Annotated in this window: 12 protein-coding genes; 2 read left to right on the forward strand and 10 right to left on the reverse strand. The window is 41.8% G+C overall.

Annotated elements, in window-relative coordinates:
• Nucleotides 1-397: 397 nt before the first annotated feature.
• Nucleotides 398-1,444, forward strand: coding sequence for a patatin-like phospholipase family protein (locus Q0954_RS19170; protein WP_299459210.1), 1,047 nt, complete (start codon nucleotides 398-400; stop codon nucleotides 1,442-1,444).
• 284 nt (nucleotides 1,445-1,728) lie between these two features.
• On the opposite strand, the gene Q0954_RS19175 is transcribed toward Q0954_RS19170, so the two are convergent.
• A complete protein-coding gene (locus tag Q0954_RS19175; RefSeq protein ID WP_299459211.1) occupies nucleotides 1,729-3,540 on the reverse strand; it encodes a hypothetical protein in 1,812 nt (603 codons plus the stop codon).
• A gap of 575 nt (nucleotides 3,541-4,115) precedes the next feature.
• On the opposite strand from Q0954_RS19175, the gene Q0954_RS19180 reads away from it, so the two are divergent.
• On the forward strand, nucleotides 4,116-6,281 hold the full coding sequence (locus Q0954_RS19180) for a 7TM diverse intracellular signaling domain-containing protein (protein WP_299459212.1): 2,166 nt from the start codon (nucleotides 4,116-4,118) through the stop codon (nucleotides 6,279-6,281).
• Nucleotides 6,282-7,754: 1,473 nt separating this feature from the next.
• Here the strand turns inward: Q0954_RS19180 and Q0954_RS19185 are convergent.
• The 9 genes from Q0954_RS19185 to Q0954_RS19225 all read right to left on the reverse strand — a co-directional run bounded on the left by Q0954_RS19185 (nucleotide 7,755) and on the right by Q0954_RS19225 (nucleotide 24,034).
• Nucleotides 7,755-8,666, reverse strand: coding sequence for a caspase family protein (locus tag Q0954_RS19185; RefSeq protein ID WP_299459213.1), 912 nt, complete (start codon nucleotides 8,664-8,666; stop codon nucleotides 7,755-7,757).
• A 199-nt stretch (nucleotides 8,667-8,865) separates the two neighbouring features.
• On the reverse strand, nucleotides 8,866-10,197 hold the full coding sequence (locus tag Q0954_RS19190; RefSeq protein ID WP_299459214.1) for a hypothetical protein: 1,332 nt from the start codon (nucleotides 10,195-10,197) through the stop codon (nucleotides 8,866-8,868).
• A 39-nt stretch (nucleotides 10,198-10,236) separates the two neighbouring features.
• Nucleotides 10,237-11,676, reverse strand: a complete 1,440-nt coding sequence (locus tag Q0954_RS19195; RefSeq protein WP_299459215.1) for a PKD domain-containing protein — start codon at nucleotides 11,674-11,676, stop codon at nucleotides 10,237-10,239.
• On the reverse strand, nucleotides 11,664-12,494 hold the full coding sequence (locus Q0954_RS19200) for a hypothetical protein (RefSeq protein ID WP_299459216.1): 831 nt from the start codon (nucleotides 12,492-12,494) through the stop codon (nucleotides 11,664-11,666). Before Q0954_RS19200 ends, Q0954_RS19195 begins: the two co-directional genes overlap by 13 nt.
• 212 nt (nucleotides 12,495-12,706) lie before the next feature.
• Nucleotides 12,707-17,713, reverse strand: coding sequence for an FG-GAP-like repeat-containing protein (locus tag Q0954_RS19205; protein WP_299459217.1), 5,007 nt, complete (start codon nucleotides 17,711-17,713; stop codon nucleotides 12,707-12,709).
• Nucleotides 17,714-17,823: 110 nt separating this feature from the next.
• Nucleotides 17,824-18,198: a DUF1987 domain-containing protein gene (locus Q0954_RS19210; protein ID WP_299459218.1), complete on the reverse strand. Its 375-nt coding sequence runs from the start codon at nucleotides 18,196-18,198 to the stop codon at nucleotides 17,824-17,826.
• A gap of 354 nt (nucleotides 18,199-18,552) precedes the next feature.
• Nucleotides 18,553-20,700, reverse strand: coding sequence for an RHS repeat-associated core domain-containing protein (locus Q0954_RS19215; RefSeq protein WP_299459219.1), 2,148 nt, complete (start codon nucleotides 20,698-20,700; stop codon nucleotides 18,553-18,555).
• Nucleotides 20,639-21,031 carry a hypothetical protein gene (locus Q0954_RS19220; RefSeq protein ID WP_299459220.1) on the reverse strand — a complete coding sequence of 131 codons (393 nt, stop codon included), beginning with the start codon at nucleotides 21,029-21,031 and terminating at the stop codon, nucleotides 20,639-20,641. Before Q0954_RS19220 ends, Q0954_RS19215 begins: the two co-directional genes overlap by 62 nt.
• A gap of 399 nt (nucleotides 21,032-21,430) precedes the next feature.
• Complete coding sequence (locus Q0954_RS19225) at nucleotides 21,431-24,034, reverse strand: RHS repeat-associated core domain-containing protein (protein WP_299459221.1); 2,604 nt, start codon at nucleotides 24,032-24,034, stop codon at nucleotides 21,431-21,433.

The following is a 24,034-nucleotide window of genomic DNA, read 5'->3' on the forward strand; positions in this document are numbered from 1 at the left end:
TTTTCTGACGAACTTCAAAAATCGCGCATAGCCTTAGCTACGCAAGTTTTTTTAAGTAAAGTCAGTGGGCAAAAATCACCGAAATAATGGGTTAGGTATTTAGTATTTAAGGTACTAGTAATTCCAATGGTTGTCGTACCGATATACATCGGTATTCAAGCTCTCCGCTCATTGTTCCGCTGCGCTTAATGGTTAAATGGTTGCGCAAAGCGATGCAAAGATTAAAATCTAAAAACGGTTTTTTATCCCGTTCAAAGTATAACCAACTTGAAAGCTGGATTTGCTCCATAGCCGATTGGCTTTGTTGCGCTAGAAAATCGCTTAAAAACCTTGAATTGTTAATTCAATTGTCGCCTAAGGGCTTGTTTAAAACACAATATAAATAACTGTTGAAACAATGAGTAAAAAAGTAAGAGTTTTATCGCTTGATGGTGGAGGAACCAGAGGGGTGATTCCTGCGACCATATTGGTATATGTCGAGGAGCAATTAAAGAAAAAAAGTGGCAACTCTAATGCAAGGCTGGCAGATTACTTTGATTTTGTCGCAGGTACCAGCACTGGAGGCATGCTTGCTTGCTTTTATTTGGCACCTGGGTTTTCTGATGATCAAGGTAAAACACCTCCTGCTAAGTTTGAAGCAACCCAAGCACTCGATTTTTATGTACAAAGAGGCAATGACATTTTTAATAAATCGAGAAAAAACAATTGGTTTGGATTACGATCTTTGGTAAATGCAACAAAGTTTAACCCCATCATGCTTGACAATGTGTTGCTAGAGGTATTTGGCAATACCAGAATGACTGAGCTAATTCGACCTTGCCTGGTGACCACCTATAATATGAAAACCACCTCTCCTTTTTTCTTTAATAGCCAGGAAGGAGATGATAAACAACGAGACTTTTATGTAAGAGATGTAGCAAGATCTACTTCAGCTGCTCCTACCTATTTTCCTCCTGCCCAGATCAATAACTTAATTACTGGCGAAAAAATGTGTAACATAGATGGAGGACTGTTTGCTCACGATCCTACGATGATGGCTTATGTAGAATGCCGCAAAACAAAATTCCCCCAAAAGGAACACCCCACAGCCAAAGATATGCTTATTCTTTCATTGGGAACAGGCGCAAGTGATATCCAGCTAAAGCAACTGGACAAAAGCAATAGGTGGTGGTTAGGGAAATGGGCCACCTATTTGCCACAAATTGTGATAGATGGTGCTTTTGATACCATCACTACCCAAATGCGTTGGTTATTTGATACCCTTGAGGGTGGTCAAAAAAATTATCTAAGAGTGGACGTACTTAAAGGAGATTCAGGTGATTTTTCTCCTGACTTGGCAGACGCTTCTCCCGAAAATATCAACAAATTACAAGAAGTAGCACAAGCTACTTTGGAGTATCATCGCAAATCATTGGATGAGTTTATTGATCAGCTTATGGCTTAGGAACGATGCAAAAATAAAGTTCTATAGTTTAAGGAAATATTTTTTGGTCAGGCGAGGTCAAAAAACGCGGCATAGCCATAGCTATGGCAAGTTTTTTTAACGAAGCATGTCCAAAAAAGATGAGGTTAAGAATGTAAATTTATTTTGACACTGTTCCTTAGTAAAATGGAAAAAATAAAGTGATCCAAAAGAAGGCGGCATCTGTATGTTGAACGAGCGAAAATTTTGTTTTTTTTCGCTCGTTCAACATAGCATTACAAAGCATTTTCATAGTAAAATGGTCTTTATTCAAATGATTTACAATCGCTGCATAGTTTCAACTGCTCTTCCAACGCACCGACAAGCCCCTTGCCCAAAGAGTGCCCTAACCAACCAGCATACCACTCTTGTTTGAAGGCATGGCGTGGTCTCCACAAGGCTGTTTCATTGATATTTTTCTCCTGAGTCCGAAGACGAACATCAAAAGCAAGGGTTGCAATTATTGAATTATAGGATTGATTGGTCAAAGATAGTGATGCCTCCTGTTTGCGGTTTACAATGAGGCTGGTCGGAAAAGTTACTTTACGATTGAATTTCCTCTCTAAATCATGGCTGTACCCTATCAATTCTAGTGTTAAGCATTCCGAACGAGCATAGGTGGCTTGTTTGAGACTCAACTCTCTTGTAGACAACCTGGGGGCTTGATCATTGGCAGGAATGATTTTAAATTTTTTAGAAACCTTCCCTTGGCTTAATTTCACTTCCAAAACATCCAGTTCTTTAACAAACCAACCTCGCCTGAGCACCAAATCATTGAACGAAAACACAATAAAACAATCATTGGCCAAAAGCACTCCACTATTCAAACGCTTGCTCCCTAGCACTACAGCCCACCACAACTCAGTATAATAGTTGGTAAGAATCAAATCTAAAATCTTCACCATACAATCATTTTGTTTGCCACCTCTAAAATACTCTGCCAGGTTGCTAACACCAGAAGCCTCAGCGGTTTTTGGTACATCAAAACAAAGCCTCACTGATGCCTTTTGTAACAAGGGCAAAAAATTAGTTTTGACTACCTTTTCAAAACAACGTTCTAAAATATCTTTGTTTAAACACACACGATTTACCCACGCCATCATCTCTTGACATAGTTTTTCTAAACACAAGACCATCAGTGGGTCATCAAAAAATGTAGTGGGATGATTGAGGTAGGTTTGTTGATTACTTTTTTCTAAAAAAGTAAACTCAGGCGGTTTCTTTGTTCTCTTAATGGCTCCAAACTGTTTCCCAAAATCTTCGGCAAAGTCTTCAGCATATTTGCGAAATACTACTCCTGTATGTTGCATCACAGAATATTGTAAATGAAGCCCACCAAAAGCTTCATCTACCAGGTCGGTCCAATCAATGGTATTGGGCTGCATCCATTCGTAGTAATATTTCCAGCAGTCGCCAAACTCCCACGCAACTCCTGGCACTTTAAGCCCCATGTCTTGTTGTTGTTGCATTACTTGAGTGATATCCTCTGTGGTTGCACCTAACAAATAGAGTTTGATACAGTGATGAAACATCTCCCAACCTGCATTGCTCCATTGTCCTTCTGCTAAAGCAGTATTTTTGGCAGCAATCCATTTTTTATCCACCAAGTGTGCAGTATATAATAGGCGAGCTTCTTTAAAATTAGGCAAGCAAGCCAATGCTTTCCCTATTTCTGGGCAAGTTTGTGGCAATACATGTGCATACCAGGCAAATGCCTTGGCTCGAAACTCAGCACTGCAGGAATTTACGCAAGCATTTATCTTATCAATGTCCATGCCTAGTGGTGCCACCTCATGGTAAATTGCTTGACAAAGTAATGATGCTGACCATTTTTGCCACCAATAAGTGTCTACACCTGGAATACCTGCCGCTACCATCACTCCTTCCTTTCTTTTGGGCAAGGCTGCCGAGAAAAAAACCTGCTGGTAAGAATGTCTGCAATACAAAAAACCATCAGGTAACCCTGGCAAAACTATCTTCAGTTCTTCCAGCAAGACTTGCCTTGCTGCTTTACCTGCCAGGTTATTTGCCTTGTCTGGTAGCGCATTAATCAACCTATACAACGTCGTATATTTCATAATTTAAGAGCCTCAAATCATTTGAAAGCACAAAACATCAGGCATTTGCCCTCTCAATCCAGCAAACTTGTGATTCCAAATGCATTACAAGTAACAACAAGTCTTTGGATGGCGATATATATTGGTGCTATAAGCACACCTAAACGCCTCATAATAAGGGTGGTTATGCTTAATAATCAGTGATTATGGCTAAGGTATATATCAATTTAATCAACGTTTGTCGGTTTAGATAAAAGTATAGAGGACGAATAATAGACTACAACAAAGGAGTTGCTTCATAGGACGCTTCACCCACCAGGTGTCTACTTTTTGTCAGGCATGATTTAAATCTTTATACCCCAAAGCAGGTACATGAATCAACAGGCGATCAAGGGAACGCCTACCAAACGCAAAAGGTAAAGGTGATGCTATTTTTGTACTGCGAAGGTTTTTAACTAACAAATTCATAGCTCACTGAAAATAAGTGCACTATAAATTTGTTAGTCGTGACTTGTCGCTTATTACTCTCCTTTTCATAGGGGGAAGAACTGTATCTAAGGCTGATCCAAGGTTGTACACTAAGCAATTGACCACCCATGATAAAATATTTTTTTTGGGCAATAATGCTATCTGTTTTGAGTACCCATAGCATTGCTCAACCCACTCATCAGCCTCCTGTGGTTTACCTCCCATCAGGTATTGGTCAGCTGGCCCTCACTAAAGGTCAGATTTATTGGCTTGAGGATAAAAACAACCAACTCAGTTTTAGCGATGTGCTGCTACCCAAACAGCAAAACCAATTCAAGCCTCCACCTACCCTCAACTTCGGGTATTCGTCTAGTACCCACTGGCTCAAAGTATGCATTGGTAGCTCCACCAGTCGTCCCCAAAAATTGATTTTGGAAGTCACCAGCTTTATTCGGGAGGTCACTTTTTTTTATACCAATAAAAAGCCATCCCAACCATACTGGAAAGCAAAAAAAATGGGCTTGTTTAACAGCAGTTTCTACCAAAGAAAGGTTTATTACCCTTACCCTGTGCTCACTCTTGTTGCTGACCAAAAACACACCTGCTTGTACATTCGTCTCAGATCTACATCGGTCCAGTTTCCAGTCAAAATTTATACGGCTCATTCTTTTCAAAACCACGCTGTGATACAAGGCATGGTCAACGCCTTTATTTATGGCATACTGGCAGTAATGATTGTCTACAACCTGTTTCTGTTTTTTGTGCTGGGCGAATTGGTGCTCTTGCTATATGTGATGCTGGAACTGTTTAGCATGTTGTTGCTATTGATTGCCAGCGGGCATTACTTGTATATACTGCCCTATGCCACCTACTGGAAGCTTTACAATGACTCCCTGTTTGCTTTGGTGCTGGTATTGAGTTTTCTCTTTATCATTTTATTTTTAGAAACACACCGTCACTCCAGGTGGGTTCATACAACAGCGTTATTTATGACCATCACCTGCTCAGTGTTATTTATAATAAGCCTACAATATACTATATTTAACATTGTATTTCCTGTGGCACTCATTAGTACTTTTTTGGGCATATTGCTGCCAAGCTACTTGTACCTAAAGGGGGTGGTGGTAGCCCGGTATTACCTCGTTGCCTGGACATTTTCTATAGCAGGTACCCTGGTAAACATATTGTATGTCACAGGCGTTACTTCCCCCAACTTATTGGTGCACCTTGCTCCACAAGCAGGAGTAGCACTGGAAGCCGTATTTTTTTCTTTCGCTATTGGAGATAAAATACACCTGATCAAACGTGAACGCTACCTTGCTCAAAAACAATTGTTGAAAAAAACGAAAGAAAATGAATTGCTTATTGCCACCCAAAACGAAGCATTGGAAAAAAAAGTAACCGAACGCACCAAAGCACTCAAAGAATCGAATGAAGAAATTATAACCCAAAATGAGGCGCTTTTGCAAGCAAAAGAAGAGCTAGAGACACAGCAAGAAATAATTGAGCAACAAAACCAAGACCTGCGTATTAGCAAAAGACACATAGACCAAAGTATTCGGGCTGCGCGCAACATACAACAAGCCATTTTGCCCTCTGAAAAAAAAATGAAGGATGGCCTTGGCAACCACTTTGTGCTGTACCTTCCCAAAGATGTAGTCAGTGGTGATTTTTATTGGATAGAGACCATCAATGATCAAGTTTTTATGGCAGTGGCAGACTGTACAGGGCATGGGGTGCCTGGGGCATTTATGAGCATGATTAGCAATACCTTGCTTGATCACATCATCAAAGTACGGCAAATTTACAATCCGGCGCGCATTCTGGAGCTTTTGCATCAGGCAATAGAACACGCCCTGGATCAGAAAACATCCAATGACCGGAATGGCATGGACATTGCCTTGTGCGTGATCGGAAAAAAGAGCAAAAAAATTATTTTTGCTGGTGCCAAACGCCCCCTTTACTATGTTGATAAGCAAAATCCAGGGCAGTTACAAGTGCTAAGGGGAACACCCAAATCCATTGGGGGTATCCAACGCAGTGACATTTCTTTTGCCAATCAATACCTTGACCCGGGCGCTGGCGGAACCATTTACCTTTGTAGTGATGGCTACATAGACCAAAACAATTCAAACCGCAAAAAGATAGGCTCGCTTCGCTTTCAGCAACTCTTGTTGGATGCCCAAACACGAAGCTTGCCTGCACAAGAGCGTTTATTGCAACAAAAGTTGGAAGAACATATGCAGGATGAGGCACAACGAGACGATATTTTGGTGGTAGGCATACAAATCTAACCAAGAGCATTGCCTATGAGCAGATGGCTAACCAAGCATACACTTATTTAGAATTTTGATGGTTACAAAACCACGCATTCGCTATGTAAATCACTAAAGCACCTGATGTCTCACCTATGTACACCTTGAGTCTTGGCTCAACTGATGTTCCCATAAATCTACTTTTTATATTTGTCTAAATGGTACAAAACATTGGCTTGGCAAATGGCTTCTTTTGCACTTGAGGGGTTCTGTCAAGCCAAATGTTATTTGAGCTATATCAAAATAATTTTCGCCTATTTCTGCAAGGTCTCATCCCCTGCTACCCTTCTCCTTGGTTTCATTATAAACCAATAAATTGGCATACCCAACCAATGCTTTTGTGTAAGTATTTACCAACCCAACCACCATATAGTTAATGTGGGGTTGCCCAGCCAGAATTGAGCATCAAAGTGTTGCTTAGGAATGGTGAGAAATTAAATTACCATTCTTGAGGTAGAGGTTTTGTTTTGAGACGAGGCTATTTTTTGCGCCCATAGCAGCGCTACGGGCAATAAAAATAACGAAGTATCAAGGCGAAAAATCACCCCTCAGAGTGTAAATTTATTTTTGAACAATTCCTTAGGAATGGTACCAAAATAAATTTACATTCTTAATCTCATCTTTTGAGGCTATACTTTGTTAAAAAATAGCCGAATAGCGCTGCTATTAGCCAACCATCCCTCAAGCTCGCTCAATATCCACTGGATATTGCCGTGCCGCGTCTAGCAACAAAATATTTTAGCGTTACTATAGAAATTTATTTTTACACCATTCCTTAGTAAAATGGAAAAAATAAAGTAATCCAAAAGAAGGCAGTATCTGTTTGTTGGACGATGAAAAAAACCGAGGCTACAGTTTACTGTGCCGAGCTCTGCGTCAGCTAATCTTTGCGTAGCCTTAGCTACGGAACTATTTTTTGAAGAAGTACAACGGTCAGAGACGAAATTCAGTGGATTAGGTTATTTTTGTAGTTTTACTTAGAACAATACTCCGCAGTGATTTTAGCCAAAGTTGACTACTGATTAACTTCGTTGAGCTCACCGTAGCAGAGCTACAGGCTCGGTTATCAGTAGGTTATGATTTTAAAAACTATTTAATTGTACGGCGTAGACCTAAAACTGAAACCCTTTTAAAAATAAAGTAGGTAAACAACTTTAGTATAAACTACTGATTAACTTCGTTGAGCTCGCCGTAGCAGAGCTACAGGCTCGGTTTACAGGGCTTAATAAGGTAAACATTTACTCGAATCAGCTACGGACTATGGACTAAATACTATGGACTATTGTTAGAAGGATTTAAAACTAAATAATGTGCGGCATCATTAAACTGTGTGTGTGTTGTTGAAAAATACTGATTATCAATGGGTGATATTTTTAATATGCCCCATAAACGAGGTGATGTGTTGTTGCTGGGATTGAGGCCTAATTCATTAATTTTGCTTGCCTTATGTAGCTATTTTTTAGTGTGATCTTTGCCTTGGTGATTATAAAAAATAAATTCCCCTCCAGCGTCTCCTACTCCCTGAAGGGGCCTCCCTACAGGCACTTGTTTGGTATTGTTAGCCACAGCTATTTTTACCGCTTGAATAAGTTGCGACACAGGAAATTTGTCTTGTACACTTCCTCTCAGGTAGTTTAATAAATGCGTGGCAAAAGGACTGTTTTCACCTTTTTTACCATCCGAAACAAACTCCAGACTCCCTGAGGCAAACCCCCAACGCGATTTAAGAGATTCTACTTTTTCTTCATACCCCCGACGCCCTTTTACAAACAATGAACCGGAAAAACAGGCATCTACAATCAAAAAAACATGTTTAAACTTGAGTCTTTTGATGTATTTGGTGATGTCGGCATTGCGAATATAAGAGCTTTGATAGCTGGTGCGTCCATCTACTGGTACCCAAAAACCTTCATCATATTTTTTGTCATAATGCCCATGCCCCGAATAGTAAATAATCAAGTTGTCGCGGTTGTTGCCCAGTTCACTCAATTGGTCAAAGGCTTTTTCAATTTTAATGGCGGTCACTTCTTCATTCATCAGTTCAAACACGTTCTCTTCTTGGAAGCCATACTTTTGCAGCAATACCTTCTTTACATCTTGGGCATCTTTTACTGGGTTATTAAGCGGGCGCCAATACTTATACTTGTCGCAAGCCATCAATAAAAGGTAGTTTTTTGCCTGAGCATCAAAAGCAAAGTCTGTGGCGTTGATTTCATCTTTTCGCAAATAGCTCAAGTCAAGCGTCACCCTGGGAGTCAACACTTCAATGGTTTTTGGCTTTCTTTTTTTCTGGGCACTCACCTTCCCTTCTGGGGCAAGCATTGCCCCAAAAAAACACATCAGTAAAACAGTTTTTTTTATCATAGTCCTTTTTTATTAGTCAAAATAGTTCACAGCATTTACCTGATTTCTGGGTTGCCCTGTTTAACTCCGTTGAGCTATCACAGCAAGCTGCCCCGATGAAATGAATCGGGATTTAGAAATAGATTCGGTTCACAGGTAATTACACTTTTATATCACGCTGATTTTGAGCAATTTATAAAAGCAGTAGTTAACAAGTCCGTCAGCCTTGGGTAAAACTTCTTTTGTTTTCTGCTTTATACTTTCCTGGTTTATAGCTGCTTATATCCTGTTGGTAAAACTTGCTTGGTCTCGGCCCTTCTTGTCTTTGCTCTTGTTTTGGGCTATGCCTTTGCTCTTTACGCCTTCTGCGCCAGCCAAGCGTCCAATACAATAGCCTGATGTATACTCCTATGATTAAGATGTTGATATGCACCTGAAAAAATGCATAAGCAAGCACCGTGAGTAACATCAGAAACAAAGCAATGCTGATGTATTCGATGATAAGTTTGCCAGCGAGGGTTTGGCTAAACCTATGCCAGGCATTGCTGGTTTTGAAAGGCAGGCCATAAAAGGTAAGGTAAGACAATACAAAGTAGCCCAGCCAAACCAACAGCACCAAAAACGGCGAAATAATTGATTGCCCTTTGACCAACCCCAGGTAGGTATTCAGTAAAATAAGGGTTCCGGCGGTTTGTCCCACTACAGTACGGTGCACATCGGCGCGGGTAAAGTCGCCAATCAGGATAATAGGGCGGTGTTTTTTCATATACTCAAAAATGCTTGTATCAAACTCATAAAGATCTATCAGTTCTCCCATGGTGTGCAAGGTATAACACCCTCCATAAAAACTAGTATCTTTGAGTTGGTGCTGCCTCACCCTAAAATCAATAATCATTTTATTAAAAGACGGGCTGCCGTTCACTGTATAGCCCAAGGCATGAGAGGTCATTTTGCCTTGATGAATGTCTTCATACATGACCAAAGGCAGACTCTTGTTTTTACCCTGATACAGCCTGAACTTTAGAAAAAGACTCCCTTGCCTGGCACGGTATTCTACGGCGGCTTTTTTTCCCGGAAAAAGTCCTTGGCTTAACTCCCCTTTACCATTGGTACCTGCTGCACAAACCACTCTGGGCAAATTGGCAAAAGCCGCCCTCAGTAAGGAGTCCTTCAAGGGTCCGTTTTCACTTTCGTCTGCCTGATCAAACACAATATCACAAACAATGTATTTATAGTAGTCAGGGTGCTGTTTAAAAAACTCAAGCACACGGGCAAGCGCTGCTCGATTGGTAATCAAGTTTGTACCATTGCCATCAGGTCGTGGAATCAAATCCAGGTCATGGGCCACGTTGATAAACATGAGCTCATGTCGCTTGGGACGGTCGTGGTCTATATTAAACAGCAAACGCTTGGCAATGGTAGACGCCCGAATGAGTATTCTTTCGTCTTCTGAGGTAGGACCAAAGTTGAGCCATCCCCAGGTAAACAATACCATGGCAGCGGCGTGCAACAAACTCCATAGAATGCCTTGCATTTTTTTTCTCTTCGCCATTGTTACTTTCCGTAAAAGACTGTTGAGTAAACCACCATATTATTCCAGGTTTAAATCAAGTTGAACAAAATATATTGCCTTAAAAGCATTGCTAAAACTTTCGGTTTCGCCTATAAAAAAAAGTGTCAATCCATTGAGTAATAGTTGCCAACCTTGCTCGGCTTGGTTTCCCCCAAAAATACCGAGCGCCTCTAATGAGATAGCCTCATTGGTTTGACCATATTTACATACCAACACATCGGCATTGCTCAATGGATTGGTATGGGTGCCCAAGGCAAATACATTTTGACCCGACTCTACCACATCTACAAAAATTTCCTCAGAAGCTTGTTTGCTATAAGTCATTGGATTGTTTAGCCAAACTGTAGCCAAACTACTAACATTTACTCTGGCAATCATTGCCCGGCGGCTGCTGTCAATGGTTTGGCTGCCTGCCACCACCAAGTCTCCATCGGCGAGTTGTATAACTTTAGAAATCGCCCCACCAAAACCCAAATCTTGCAGCTTCTCTTGGGTCAATGTGCTGTCAAGTTGCAACACAAAAGGAGTTGAACTACCCAGGTTGGTTCCTCCAATAATCATTTTAGCATTTTGCCCCCATAACATAGACTCTGGTACATGGGTTTCGCCAAATGTTTTGCTTTTGATGAGCACCCCAGCCGATGAATATTCATTGAGTTGAACCTGGGCTTGGTTGATAGACGCCAACACCAACACGCTTCCGTTACTTCCCTCCATACAGTCTTTGTAAATTTCGTGGTCTACTGTTGCCAATTTATTGCGCCAAGACTCTTTGCCGCCAGCATCTAGCTTTACAATAAAAGCATCGCTGGCACCCACCAGGTCAAAATAATGCCCCACCACTACAATACTTCCATCTGACAACTCTTTGACTGCCTCGACAAAAAGTTGTCCTCTGGTAAGATTGTTCAAATCTGTTTCCCAAAGACGCGTGGTACCATCAAGCGTCTTGATCACCTGTAGATTGCCCAGGTTTTGTCGCCCCGCCAGCACAAAATGGCCATCGGCCAACTGGGTCATTCTAAAGCCCTGTTTATCGCCCGAAACTCCTTCTATCAAAACCGTATTTTGGGCTTGCTTCGAGGCAGGCAACACTACCACCTCTTTGACCATTGAGTCACTGGTTACATTGTCTCGTTTGGTGCCCACCATAGTAATAGCATAGCGTCCGGTATCGGCAAACACATGCTGAGGGTTAGTTTGGGTGCTTTGGGTACCATCTTTAAAATCCCATAGAAACGATACTGCCACTTGAGACCCATTCGTAAAGTTTACCGTATCGCCTGCCTGTACGATAGTACGTGAGGGGATAAAATCGGCGTTGAGGGGTACATAGACTTGTTCCTGAAAAAGGCAACTGGTAAACAAGCCCAACAAGCTTCCATAAAACAAGGTTAACCCATTTATTTTGAAGCATTTATTTTGATACACCATCGCCAACACACTTAAAATTTCCACAAAATATTTAATTGAAACCTGCCCGAAAACTGAGCAATAGAAGGTCGTATCTCAGTAGGCATGAGCCAAGCAGTTTTTTTAACTTCTTCCTCTGGTTTTGGAAAATATTTTTTCAGGTTCTTTCGTCCCTTGAGGTATACCCCCAACACATCGCCCAACCACACAATGGCCGAGGCGCCCAACAACACCTGTGATAAAATATTGTGAGACTGGGCTGTCTGAAATAAGCGCTGGTGAGCAACCTCGCTGTTGGGGTCACCCATATCATAGCGTTCATATAGCCTATCTGCACTTATGCGAAAAACAATACCAGCTCCCAATAAAGTAAATACAGCAGTCGGAATCCATTCGTAGTGGTAGCCATTCCTCACTTTATAATCTCCCCAACCAGGCAACAACAATGATTTGAACGCGTTTCTTGGGCCACCTTTGACTTGTTTGGGTATTTCGGTAGACTCTATTTTAAAAATCACGTTTTTTCCACTGAAGTAAGGGTTGTCTTTGATAAAAGACCAGACAACACTTTTATTGTTTCCTACACTGATGCTGTCGCCTATGTCGCCGCTTACCGCTTGCAAAGGTCCTTTAAACGAGCGGGCATTGTTGCTTGAATAATACAAGCGAGTCACATAATAGCGGTTGGCAGGCCCCTGCAAGTCAAAGTTAAGCGTAATGGTATTTTTGGCAGTGTCCAACGTTATTTTGTGGTACTTCAGCACCGCCTTTTTTGAAAAAAACAATTGGGCATTTGCCTGAACAAAAAAGGCAGTGCAAAACATGATCATCGAGCATCTCAAATGCTTTTGGTAGTTGTTCATTGTGCTTGTTTTAATCTTTGGCTTATTCAACCTGGGGCAGGTTCTCACGTCTTTTGAGGGAGGAAATAGCAAATAAAGTACGCAATTTTTTGGTAGAGATTTTTCGTGGAAACGAGGCATTTTTTGACAGCATAGCTAAGGCTATGGTGTCAAAAAAATAACAAAGTGTCCACAGAAAAGATCACCTGAAAACGCGTATCTTATTTACTCCCTTACTTCAAACACCCCACTTTTTTTACCCCTCTGTATTTCCCTATATTTACCTCAAGTATATATATGCCAGCAGCATGCCCACCCAACGGTATACTTTCCTGTAATGTCTTTTGTCTTTTAACGCCTTTTTTTGTGGCCACTACATGCCCCAAAGAGTTGCGGAGATACACTACATATTCTCCTTGTAGGTGGGTGTCTACCGCAAGACTGACTACATCGAGTGAAGAGGCATAAGAGACTTTCATGTCATTGGAAATACCCCTATTTCTCAGACCATTGATATTGTTTAGTTCAATTTGCCTGGAGGTAGCTGTACAACCATCTCTTTCTATCACCACGTGATAACTGCCACTACTCACAGGCAACAAATAAGACAAACGCTCATTGCCGGGTATCTCTTGATTATTATGGTGCCACACATACCGGGTAGCATTCGTGACAGAAGCCACCAAAGTATCGTTTTGGATGGCTATGTTTACACTATCTAGCGGTTCTTGTTTGATGACTATAATTTCGTTGGTTTGCTGGGTACAGCCATAAGCAGTGACCAAACAGGTGTAGGTGCCTTCTTTGTCGGCAAGGTGAGAAGGTAAGGTGGCATCGGATACGGCAATGCCGTTGCGTTGCCATTGGTAAGTGGGCGAATCGAGCCCTTCTGTGGCTACCAGCAACCTGGCATCTTGGTCATCACACACCCGTTGAGGATGCCCCTCATCAAGGGCAATGAATATAGGCAAATTGCATTCGGCACGGGCAGAACTAATGCCCGAATAATCAGAGAACCCGCCGGCATTGGCGGCTCTTATACGATAATAGTACACCACCCCTTCTACAACAGTGATATCCTGATAGTTTTCTATAGCAGCATCCAGCACAGCAATTGGCTGGAAATTAAATAGGTTTCCTTCGGAACGTTCAATGCTAAAATAATTGACCAACCCGTTGTCATAACTCCAGTCAAGCAAAATGCGGTTGATAGAAAGAGGGCTTGCCGAAAATTTAAGCGGCTTGCCAGGAGGTGCCACACTGGGATCGATAGGAGTTGTTACAGACACCTCCTGAGGCAAAAGTGATTGCCCATTGACATTGTAAGCAAATACCCGGTAAGTATAAGTAACATTGCCTATGACCTGTAAATCGTTATAGGTTTCTATCCCTGAATTGTTCAGTACATCTTCAGCCTCAAAGTTATCACCAGAAAGTACACTTTTTCTTTCTATGGCAAACCCTGTTTCATTACTGGAAACATCTTTCCAGTGGAGTTGTACTTGGGTAGCAGATACTGCAGTTGCTTTTAAACTATCGGGCGAGGTAGGAAGGTTATTGGTAGTAGCAGAAGCCTCTCCACTCAGGGCCATGCCTGTAGTATTTACCGCTCTAATACGAAAGAAATAAGTCGTATTCTCGGTCAAGCCATTTTTTGTGTAGTTTTCTATGCTGCTTGCCACAGTATCTACTGGGTAAAAACTTAAATTATTCCCTATCGACATTTCCACTATGTAGTCGGAAGAAGTCAAGACATTGGATTCGTCGCTCCAAGTAAGCAATACAGTAGTAGAGCTAATGGGCTGGGCACTAAAACTTGTGGAAATTAATGGGCTTTCTTTGATATAAAATACCTGTTCCTGGGCAAACAGGGACCCTGCCAAACTATGGTCTAATGCCTGCACGCTCCAGTAATAAACACCAGGTGGCAAATTTCGAATAGTTTTTTGCACCCCTTGAAAACCTCGTTGTACCACCCTTCTTTTGCCTGTTTGCAGATCGGCCATAGCGGGCAACACATCATCTTTGCCAGGGCTTGTGCCAATGCGCAGATTATAAGTGAGTGCAATTGATGGTGTAGTAGCATCAGAGGCTACGTTCCAATGCAATGTCACACTGTCTTGCTGAACTTCTGCCTTAAGCCCAGCAGGAGGGGCAGGAAGCACATTAGAAACCAACGCCTCATTACGATGAATGTGGGTCTTATAATCCTTATAACCATAAGAGGGAAGGCCTTCATAACCTGCCACCATAAAATCTAAGTCACCATCGCCATCATAGTCTCCTACTACCAATGTTTCTGATGGAGATTTAAACTCACTAAGATGATACTGAGTATTGCCTCCATAAATAAAATCATCCCACTTTAAAAATGTAAATTCCCCAAGGTTGGCTAGTCTGGAAAACTGCCCTCCATTATTTTCATACAGTCGGATATTGCCCTTGTAGCGATATGCTTTAGTAGTACCTGTTTGACTGTTATCTTCGCGGTATTCATCACTATATTCCATATAGTCACCATACACTATTACATCCAAGTCGCCATCGTTGTCATGGTCTATCCATACTGCTTTTCCTGGACGAAATGTGGCAGAGACAGCTCCAAAAGTTCGTAAACTACTATTAGAAACTGGTTGATTTTGAAATATTTTTACGGCATCACCCGAAGCCAATATATCCAAAAACCCATCGTTGTCATAGTCTCCCCAACTCACTTGGCTTCCTGAACTAGAAAAATTATGCTCAGAAAAACTTCCTTGCCCCTGATTGGTATAGATATGTACCAACGGATCACTGGCTCCCTGTCTGAGGCCTGCCACCAACAAGTCCAAGTCTCCATCATTATCATAATCACCCCAGTCTATGCTCCCCTTCGAAACACCAGCCACACCCTTGTTGCCCTCATACACAAAGTTCCCACCTCCATCGTTTCTATAAAAATCAATCGCTGTGGTGCCATTGTCTATTCCAGTAACTACCAAATCTAAGTCACCATCATTGTCATAATCGCCCCAAGCCGCAGCACTATGCGACCGGTTTTTTAAAGAAGAAATGGTTACTTGCTCAAAAGAGCCATTGCCTTTGTTGGCAAACACCCCTGTATATGCGCCAAAACTACCCGATGAAGAAGCAAAACCACCCGCCAACGCCAAGTCCAAAAAACCATCGTTATTGAAGTCGCCCCAAGCCACAGCTCCTTCCAGCAACGCTGGCACATTGTTAAGGTTGATTTCTGACAAACTTTGTCCATTTTGATTTTTATAAATCAAGGTTTTTACAATCGGAAAAAACATGTCGTTTTTATATTGCCCATGTCCCATGGTAAGCATATCCAGGTAGCCATCATTGTTATAATCGCCCCAGCTCATGGCGTCTCCATTGGAACGTATCGTGGGACTCATTGTTTTTGCCCAACTAAAAGCAGGGCTTTTGTGGCTTTTGACTGCTATTGTTGGTGTAAACGCAGAGTTTCCCCGGTCGTTGAAGGCTTGTAGCTTGTAATAATAGATAGTGCCTGGCACTATAGCAGCATTGTCTTCACTGTAGTGACTATCAATTCTATGAGGAAAATCAAAGTGCACAGTATCTACTATTTCGAAACCAGCGTTTGCCGACAAAGAACGAAATACAACAAATCCCTTACAATTTGTTGGTGAAACAGGCGACCAACTTAAGCTTATTTGGCCGGTATTACTACTGTCGACTTTTGCCATAAGGTGGGTGGGAGGAGTGGGCAAGTCGACCCACTCAAAACTATCGGGCGAAGCAAAAAAGGACGCCTTGCCGTTGGGATCTATGGCTTGTACGCTCCAATAGTAGGTAGTGCCAACATTGAGCACCCGAAAAGTAAAATGGTTTCTACTGCCCATATTGCCTGCCCTGGTTACCAGCCTTCTACCATAAGTAGGCAATGCAGGATCAATGATTGACTCAGCGGTCAACAGATTTTGTTCAAAAAGAGAAGTACCAATGTAAATATTGTAGGTAAGTCCGTTTTGCTTGGTTTCGGGGTCTTCTGAACGATCCCAGCTTAAGGTTACCTGGTCTCCTTCTACAACAGTGCTCAGGTTGGTGGGCACCAAAGGTGGGTGTTGATTCACGTTTTGCACCAAGCTACGGTAGAGTCTACCATCGTAATTGAAAATATCTAGTCGGCCATCACCGTCATAGTCCAACCACTTTTGCTGGTATATATTTACATTATCGTTAGGGTCTACCACGTTCAGGTCTACCCTGGTAAACCCTTGGTTGTTATCGTTGCGAAATATGGTGTGTCTTCCCAGCAAATCTATGTCCCCGTCGTTGTCATAATCGCCCGAAGAATAAATCGCGTTGAACGTCCCACTTGCTATAGCATAACCTTGTTCAAAGTTTCCATTGCCTCTATTCAACCATATTTTGGCCTCTATATGCCCAGCTACCAATACATCCAGGTAGCCGTCACCGTTATAGTCGCTGGTATGCAGGTAGGCTGGCGTACCCACCTGAAAGACCAGCCCAGTTTCGGTGAAGTTTCCCTGACCATCGCCTTGGAGAATGGTGGTGACAGCTTCTGGAGCACTGGGCGACCCCACGTTGATTGTGCTTAAAATATCCAGGTAGCCATCCTGATTGTAATCATACCACTTGATGTTGGGAGTACCAGGAAATCCACCAGGGTAGACATAGTCCTTTTGATTGTCCAGTATCGTTTTAGGAGCAAAAACAAAATTGCCCTTATTCTCCAGGAGCACCACTCCCACACTGCTGTTTTTGCTTGATTTATACAATACATCCAAGTCTCCGTCATTGTCATAGTCTCCTACGTCATAATGAGGGGTACAAACACAGGGGATAAATTGGTTGGGCATGACATTTTTGAGCTCAAAGCTGTCGTTAGAAGGATTATAAGCGTACAGTAATCCATACCCCCCCACATCCGCCCATATATCAAGCACACCATCACTGTTGGCATCAAAAGAATAGAATTGGGTACTCAAAAAAGAAATAGAATCGGGCACTTGCAAAGGAATGCTGGTAAATGTTCCGTTGTTGGTGTTGTTGCGTTGAATCAACAACCTGGGAGTATCAGAACCTACGTAGTCCAGGTCTCCATCACCGTCATAATCGCCCCACCCTAGAACATTATTATGCTCCATGGCATGCACAAATACATACTGCGCGCTCGAGTGAAGACTATAAAACAAGCCAACCAACAGCATACAACTAAACAAAAAAATGGTGCGAAGTTTATTCATCATAGTCAAAAATCAAGTTTCCCCTTATGGTGCTTTGCCTGAAGTGTACGTACAAAAATAACCTTGCATATAATACCTCAAGAAGACAAAAAGTGGACTTGGTAGTAGGATGTTCAGGTACGCTGGAGCACGCTCACCCGAAAATCAGGGAAATCACATGTATGGTCATAGATGGCCTGTAGTTCATAATCATCTTCGGCATCGTCTACCCACCAATTGATGTAAACATCCAACCCTTGATTGCTAAAAAGCTCAAAGAGGTGGTACAAACACTTTTGAGAACAGGTGTTGAGGTAATACAAGTCCAGATTGAGGCTTAGTTTTTTAGAACAGCTTGCCTCTAGCGAAGGTTGGATCAAATCAATCAGATGGGCATAAAAATTCTGGGGGTTTTCCATTACAGATTCTCCCTTGATGTCTAGTTGGTGGTTGGTGTGGTCCCAACAAACGGCTGGGCTAAAATCACCTTGAGGAATAAATACATGCATGGCTATCAATTATATTTTACTACCCTTCAGAGCATTGCTGTAATGGCACATAAAACTACCCAGAAATAGTGCTGTTGGTAACCCTTTGGTACAGACAAGAAATGGACAGATAGGGGGAATTTGTTGGCGATTGGACACACAAAAAGACACCCCTTGAGTAACACTCAAAGGGTGTAGGTATATCAGGAATATTACTTACCTGTATTTTATAGTCCTATGATTTTGTCCAACTTATGCAAGCAACTATTGTATGTTTTTATTTGTAAAGATGCCTTATGACAGACAAAGTTTTGAAACACTGTTTTTTAGGTCATTTTGGGCTCGATGCAGGATCGCTTTTTAATAAAATCCTACTCATTCATTGAGTGTTGACAAGTTGTGTGTGGCAAACTTTATCTTCTTTTTGAGCTTCGGAGAATTTGGTGCTTTGAGTTTCGATAAACTGGGTGCTGGTTGAAGTTTATTATTCTCTGAACTAAAACGTGATGAGAAAGTCGTGGAGCCCTTGAGCTTCGGATGCTTTTGAATGAAAGAATGATTACCCAGACTACCCCCTTTAGAAGATGGATAGGTGAAAGGTTGATAACTCAGACTTTTCTTTGGGCTGCTGTTAAACCTCATAGGATGATTACCCAGACTACCCCCTTTAAAAGATGGAGAGGAAGGCAAAGGATTCTTCCTGTTGAGCTTTTGATAACTTATTTTTTTTGGATAGCCAATATAAGAGTTGTTGTTTCCCCTTAAAAATGGTGATACAGAGGGTATGTTGACCTGATTTGATTTGGCAAGTTTTGTATTACTTAAGTAAAGCCCCTTAGATTGCTGTTTGTTCCCTATTTCCTGATTATGCTTAAACCTTGAAGCAGACTTGTAATAGTTTACCTCCGGATACTCTTTCTCAGGCGTTTTATTGGGTAGTTCTAAGCCATAATCACTTATATTGTTTCCAAATCCGACCTTGTAAGGCTCTGTGGCTCCAATCTTTTTTTGCACCTTGTACTTGATAAGTGCTTGAATATCTAATTTTCCCTCAGAATAACCACTAACCATAGGTTGCCCATTTACCCCCTTAAAATTTTTGAGCAAGCCATCACGCACGCTTGCATAATCCGGAATCTTATAATAAAACCCCAGTAAATGATTCCCATCTCGCCAGGATCCTGTTTGCTCATCAAAGTGACGAGTCAGATGCAGTTGTTGATACACCTTGTCCATTTTTGCTTTGTTTGCCTCCTCTATCTTAATAGGTTTTGCTAAATATTTTTCTTGCTTTTGACCAATCTTATTAAACGCCCTATCAGACAATGCAATAAGCCCTATCTTTACATTTTTCCCATGTGTACCTTGCATAACTTTTTTAATTAGTTTTGACAATTGGCTCCCAGAGAATGAACCATCATCTAAAAAAACTATGTCTTTTCCACTTCCCAAGTCTAATTTTAATCCAACGTTACTTTCCTTTATGCCTTTTTCCTGAACCCCTACAGGGATGATTTTTTCTGGGGCATTCCCTTCCATAAGTTTAACTTGTTTTAATACTCGTGCGGTTACCCAAAAATTACTTTTTCCTGGGCGTGATACGATCAAAGTGTAATCCTTTAGTTTCCCTAAACTTTTTGCTATTTCTTTAATTTTATTTTTGTATTCTTCTTTCGCCACAATTTTAAATCGCTTGAAATAATCCATTGCCTCCTTATTATCAGTCTTGAAACTTGAGTTTTTTTGCACATTTGCAAGCGTATCAAGCTTACTTGTCTCCAATAACGTCTTCTCTATGTACTTGTCCCACTTCTCAAAACCAAGGACAGTGTTTTTTTTATTATTCCGCTCCCTCATTTCTGTGAATGCTGTTTTAAACGCAGATGATAACAAGTTTTCTTGCTCTAACCACTGCTCTACAGACTCATACTCTTCCTTTGCTTCATTTGCCTCCTGAAGTTTCTTCGATAATTCTGGTAACAGCATATTTTTTACAAACTCATAACCTAAGTTATCCTTAAACGACAACCCCCTCTCATCTCTCCCCCGCACCGGGTTTCCATCCAACATCCCATACAAATTCAACTGCCCACTCTCAAATCTGATAGGGTCAGTCCGGTTCCAAATACCACTGCTCCCCTGAAGGTAGCGATAGCCATAGTAATGCAAACCTGTAGCATCCTGCTCCTGCCCAGAGTAGCCTAGTTCGCTTTTGGGTTCCACATCGGCTTCTATCACCTCCTGAGGCTCACCATAAGGCAAATAGCTGGCATAGCGAATCACATTGCCCGCTTCGTCTACTACCAACTCGTTGCTGTCGAGGTGGTTGAGAGCGTTGTAAGTAACTGTTTCTTCTCCAGTCAGTTCGTTTTTGGTGAGTGTGCCTACCTGCCCATGTCCATCTTTGATCCGGGTCACCGTCCAGCGGTGCTGGGTGGTGTAGCCCGTGCAGTGCTCGCCATCATAGCGTAGGTTCACGCCTTGGTAGCTCGCCCGTTTTTCTACCTGACCAATATACGCCACTGTTTCCAGGGCTATCAACACCCCCGCCGCATTCCAGGTACGGGTAGCGGGCGCGCACCCCTGGCTGGAGGTAGGTGTAATCTTCGCGCATCTTATAACCTCCTTGTTGCCATTCAATCCTGCCTATTTGCCCATCAGCACCATAGCATAACTGGTCGAGGGTATCGGTGCTCAGTTGGTTGCCTGCTTCGTCGTAAGTATAGAACCTTTGGCGGTTATTGCGTGCCCGCATGGGTTGGGTTCGCGCTTGTGTGGTCCCATTTTGGGTATGACGCAAGGCTAATAGGTTGGTGCTGGCATCGTAGGTGTAGGTTTGGCGATATGTGTTCATTTTTTCGTTTTTACAATTTTGAGGGTGTGCGCAATGTTGTTTGTACTCTCAATCCGCATCACAGATGCTCGTAACAAAAGGCACTCATTGCAAATGAGCGCCAGTTGGGATGACCTAAAAAAAAAGCTGTAGGAGCTTTTCTAACTTGGCTAATTCATCAGCACTCAAAGTCTCTGAATCAAATGTTTCCGAAATAGTCGTAAATACACTGACATCATTACAAAAATGACCGCGAAAATATTTTTGTACTAAAGAAGATAACTCTTTGCGAAAGTTTTTTTAAAATGTAAGCTCATTGTAATAGGTATTATAGCTTTTTAGTCGATACAATAATAACCTTTTGCAATGAATTGTGGGTATAATTAATTGAAATTCAATTTTTTATACCCTTTTTAATTTCTACAATTTAAAATCTTTTTTTCTGGCTCGTATGAACCCCCTTGACCCGGATAATTTCAATACAAAGGTTTTATTTTTGATATCATAATGCTGAATTTCCAATACCTCATCCTTGTTTATAACCAAGGCTTTGTTCCTAATGTAAGGACGAATTACCATATTCTTATCTTGTACCCGAGAGATCGTATTATCTCCATAGATTTGGTATAAGGCTGACTCTTTTAACTGAGCCTTTCTCCCCATATACCCGAAAAATCCACGATCTTCATGACGTTGGTGCTGGAGCGTTTGTGCAATATCGAGTTGCCTTAGTCGGGGGTTCATAAGCAGGGCTTTTGTCATCCAGTAATTGTTATTGGAGAGAGACATTTTGTACAAAAGTCTAAAATCTTTTTGGGTTAGTTTGCTTTTGTTTGGAATAACGTTTACCCTTCCACGAGACAAATGTGAGATAATCAATCTACTGTTCCTACTTTTGTTAAAAGGATCTGTGCCAAATTCAACCAATCGTCCATTTTTAAACAGCGAGTTCTTTTTTACCAGATCATCTTGACAAAGGTTCTTCATGATCCCAAGCCCAAGAGCGTTTTGTATATCACCTAATGTTTTGATTCTATCGAAAAAGTCCCGCCCCGCAGGGTTAGCACTGTGATTTGTTGCCAATATATATCGTTTCTCAAGGGTTGAACTCAAACTTGGCCTGGGACCATAAGAATGAGTCAGTCTAATGCGTCCATTGCCTATGTATAATGAGCCTATTTCAGCAACTCCTGTGTAGCCGTGGACAGATATTGAAGCAAAAGTGTAGTGTTTTGGATTGTCAAATAAATATGGCGCCGGATGGGTCTTCGTAAACAAGTGCTTACTTGTTTCTGCCATTCCAGGGTATCTCGATAACAACTCTATATTGACATGCTTCAAAGCATCATTGTAATGATTGACTTTAAAATCTGGGTATTTGGGCTGTTTTGAAAAGTTTTTCTTAGCTACATTAAGAGATTTTTCCGAGTTTTTCCAAAGCTGATATTTGTATTCAGTATCTTCATTCTCCAGCTTTTCCTTCCATAGCAATGCTTGTTTCTTATGATTTGAAAGTTTTTTCCAGTCTTGTATTTGATTTATGGTTTCAGACCTGCCTTTGGCTTCCCTATAATAACTATTCAATAGGTTTGTTTGCTTTACCTGTTGTGCTAACTTGTTTTTTTGGATTTGATACTTTTGTACTTTTTTCAAGAAAATCTGTATATGATCATTGGATTCTTGCATTTTTTGATGAACTACTGCCCTTTCATACCTTGTATATAGTCCAGCCGCAGCATAACTTAAATCCAACCCCTTCACAGGATTTCTAACGCTATTATTTCTTAAGGAGGGGTCATTTACAAAGTAATAATCATTAAAAGAACCAGTATATAGAGCAATTAGGTTGACCCAAGGATATCTTCCAAGGTGTTTCTTTACCAGTAGCAGTGCCTCACGCCCTTGGCGGAGTTTTTTAGGTGATTTTCTACGGATTATTTTAACTCTGCGCTCATTAGATGTTTGGGTAGATGATTGTGATTTTACATAAACCTTGATAAGACTATCGGCTATTTTATCCAATTTCAGACTTTCGATGTTTTGTAAACCATATATTTTAACTTCGTGCTCTTTCCAAACATTCAACTTACCTCTGATGCTTTCCGCCTTATTATGGTGTTGCCCCAAATCACCCCTTTTCAATATATAGTTTACCACGTGTTCCAACTTACGAAGATCTTGATCTAGCATCAACCCCATCTCATCTCTCCCCCGCACCGGGTTCCCCTCCAACATCCCATACAAATTCAACTGTCCACTCGCAAATCTGATAGGGTCGGCGCGGTTCCAAAGGCCACTGCTGCCCTGTAGGTAGCGATAACCGTAATAAAGCAATCCTGTAACATCCTGCTCCTGCCCCGAATAACCCAACTCGTTTTTAGATTCCGCATCGGCTTCTATCACCTCCTGAGGCTCACCATAAGGCAAATAACTGGCATAGCGGATCACATTACCGTTTTCATCTACTACCAACTCGTTGCTGTCGAGGTGGTTGAGAGCGTTGTAAGTAACTGTTTCTTCTCCAGTCAGTTCGTTTTTGGTGAGTGTGCCTACCTGCCCATGTCCATCTTTGATCCGGGTCACCGTCCAGCGGTGCTGGGTGGTGTAGCCTATACAGGTATCGCCATCGTAGCTCAGGTTTGCCCCTCGGTAGCTGGCCCGTTTTTCTACCTGACCAATATAAGTCGTAGTTTCCAAACCTACCAATACCCCCGCCGCATTCCAGGTGCGGGTGATTTTGCGGGCGCGCACCCCTGGCTGGAAGTAGGTGTAGTCTTCGCATAGACGATAACCTCCTTGTTGCCATTCAATCCTGCCTATTTGCCCATCAGCACCATAGCATAACTGGTCGAGGGTATCGGTGCGCAGTTGGTTGCCCGCTTCGTCGTAGGTATAGAGCCGTTGGCGGTTCGAGCGGGGCTGCACGGGTTGGGTTCGCTCTTGTGTACTCCCATTTTGGGTATGACGCAAGGCCAGCAAGTTGGTGCTGGCGTCGTAGGTGTAGTTTTGGGTATATGTGTTCAT

Origin of the sequence: uncultured Microscilla sp. (assembly GCF_947493425.1) — a bacterium.
In the GTDB taxonomy this organism is placed as follows: domain Bacteria; phylum Bacteroidota; class Bacteroidia; order Cytophagales; family Microscillaceae; genus Microscilla.

Bases quoted from the DNA above. Each gene is read 5' to 3' on its own strand.
- Q0954_RS19170 (WP_299459210.1), top strand. From the start codon at position 398: ATGAGTAAAAAAGTAAGAGTTTTATCGCTTGATGGTGGAGGAACCAGA.
- Q0954_RS19175 (WP_299459211.1), bottom strand. From the start codon at position 3,540: ATGAAATATACGACGTTGTATAGGTTGATTAATGCGCTACCAGACAAG.
- Q0954_RS19180 (WP_299459212.1), top strand. From the start codon at position 4,116: ATGATAAAATATTTTTTTTGGGCAATAATGCTATCTGTTTTGAGTACC.
- Q0954_RS19185 (WP_299459213.1), bottom strand. From the start codon at position 8,666: ATGATAAAAAAAACTGTTTTACTGATGTGTTTTTTTGGGGCAATGCTT.
- Q0954_RS19190 (WP_299459214.1), bottom strand. From the start codon at position 10,197: ATGGCGAAGAGAAAAAAAATGCAAGGCATTCTATGGAGTTTGTTGCAC.
- Q0954_RS19200 (WP_299459216.1), bottom strand. From the start codon at position 12,494: ATGAACAACTACCAAAAGCATTTGAGATGCTCGATGATCATGTTTTGC.
- Q0954_RS19205 (WP_299459217.1), bottom strand. From the start codon at position 17,713: ATGATGAATAAACTTCGCACCATTTTTTTGTTTAGTTGTATGCTGTTG.
- Q0954_RS19210 (WP_299459218.1), bottom strand. From the start codon at position 18,198: ATGCATGTATTTATTCCTCAAGGTGATTTTAGCCCAGCCGTTTGTTGG.
- Q0954_RS19220 (WP_299459220.1), bottom strand. From the start codon at position 21,031: ATGAACACATATCGCCAAACCTACACCTACGATGCCAGCACCAACCTA.
- Q0954_RS19225 (WP_299459221.1), bottom strand. From the start codon at position 24,034: ATGAACACATATACCCAAAACTACACCTACGACGCCAGCACCAACTTG.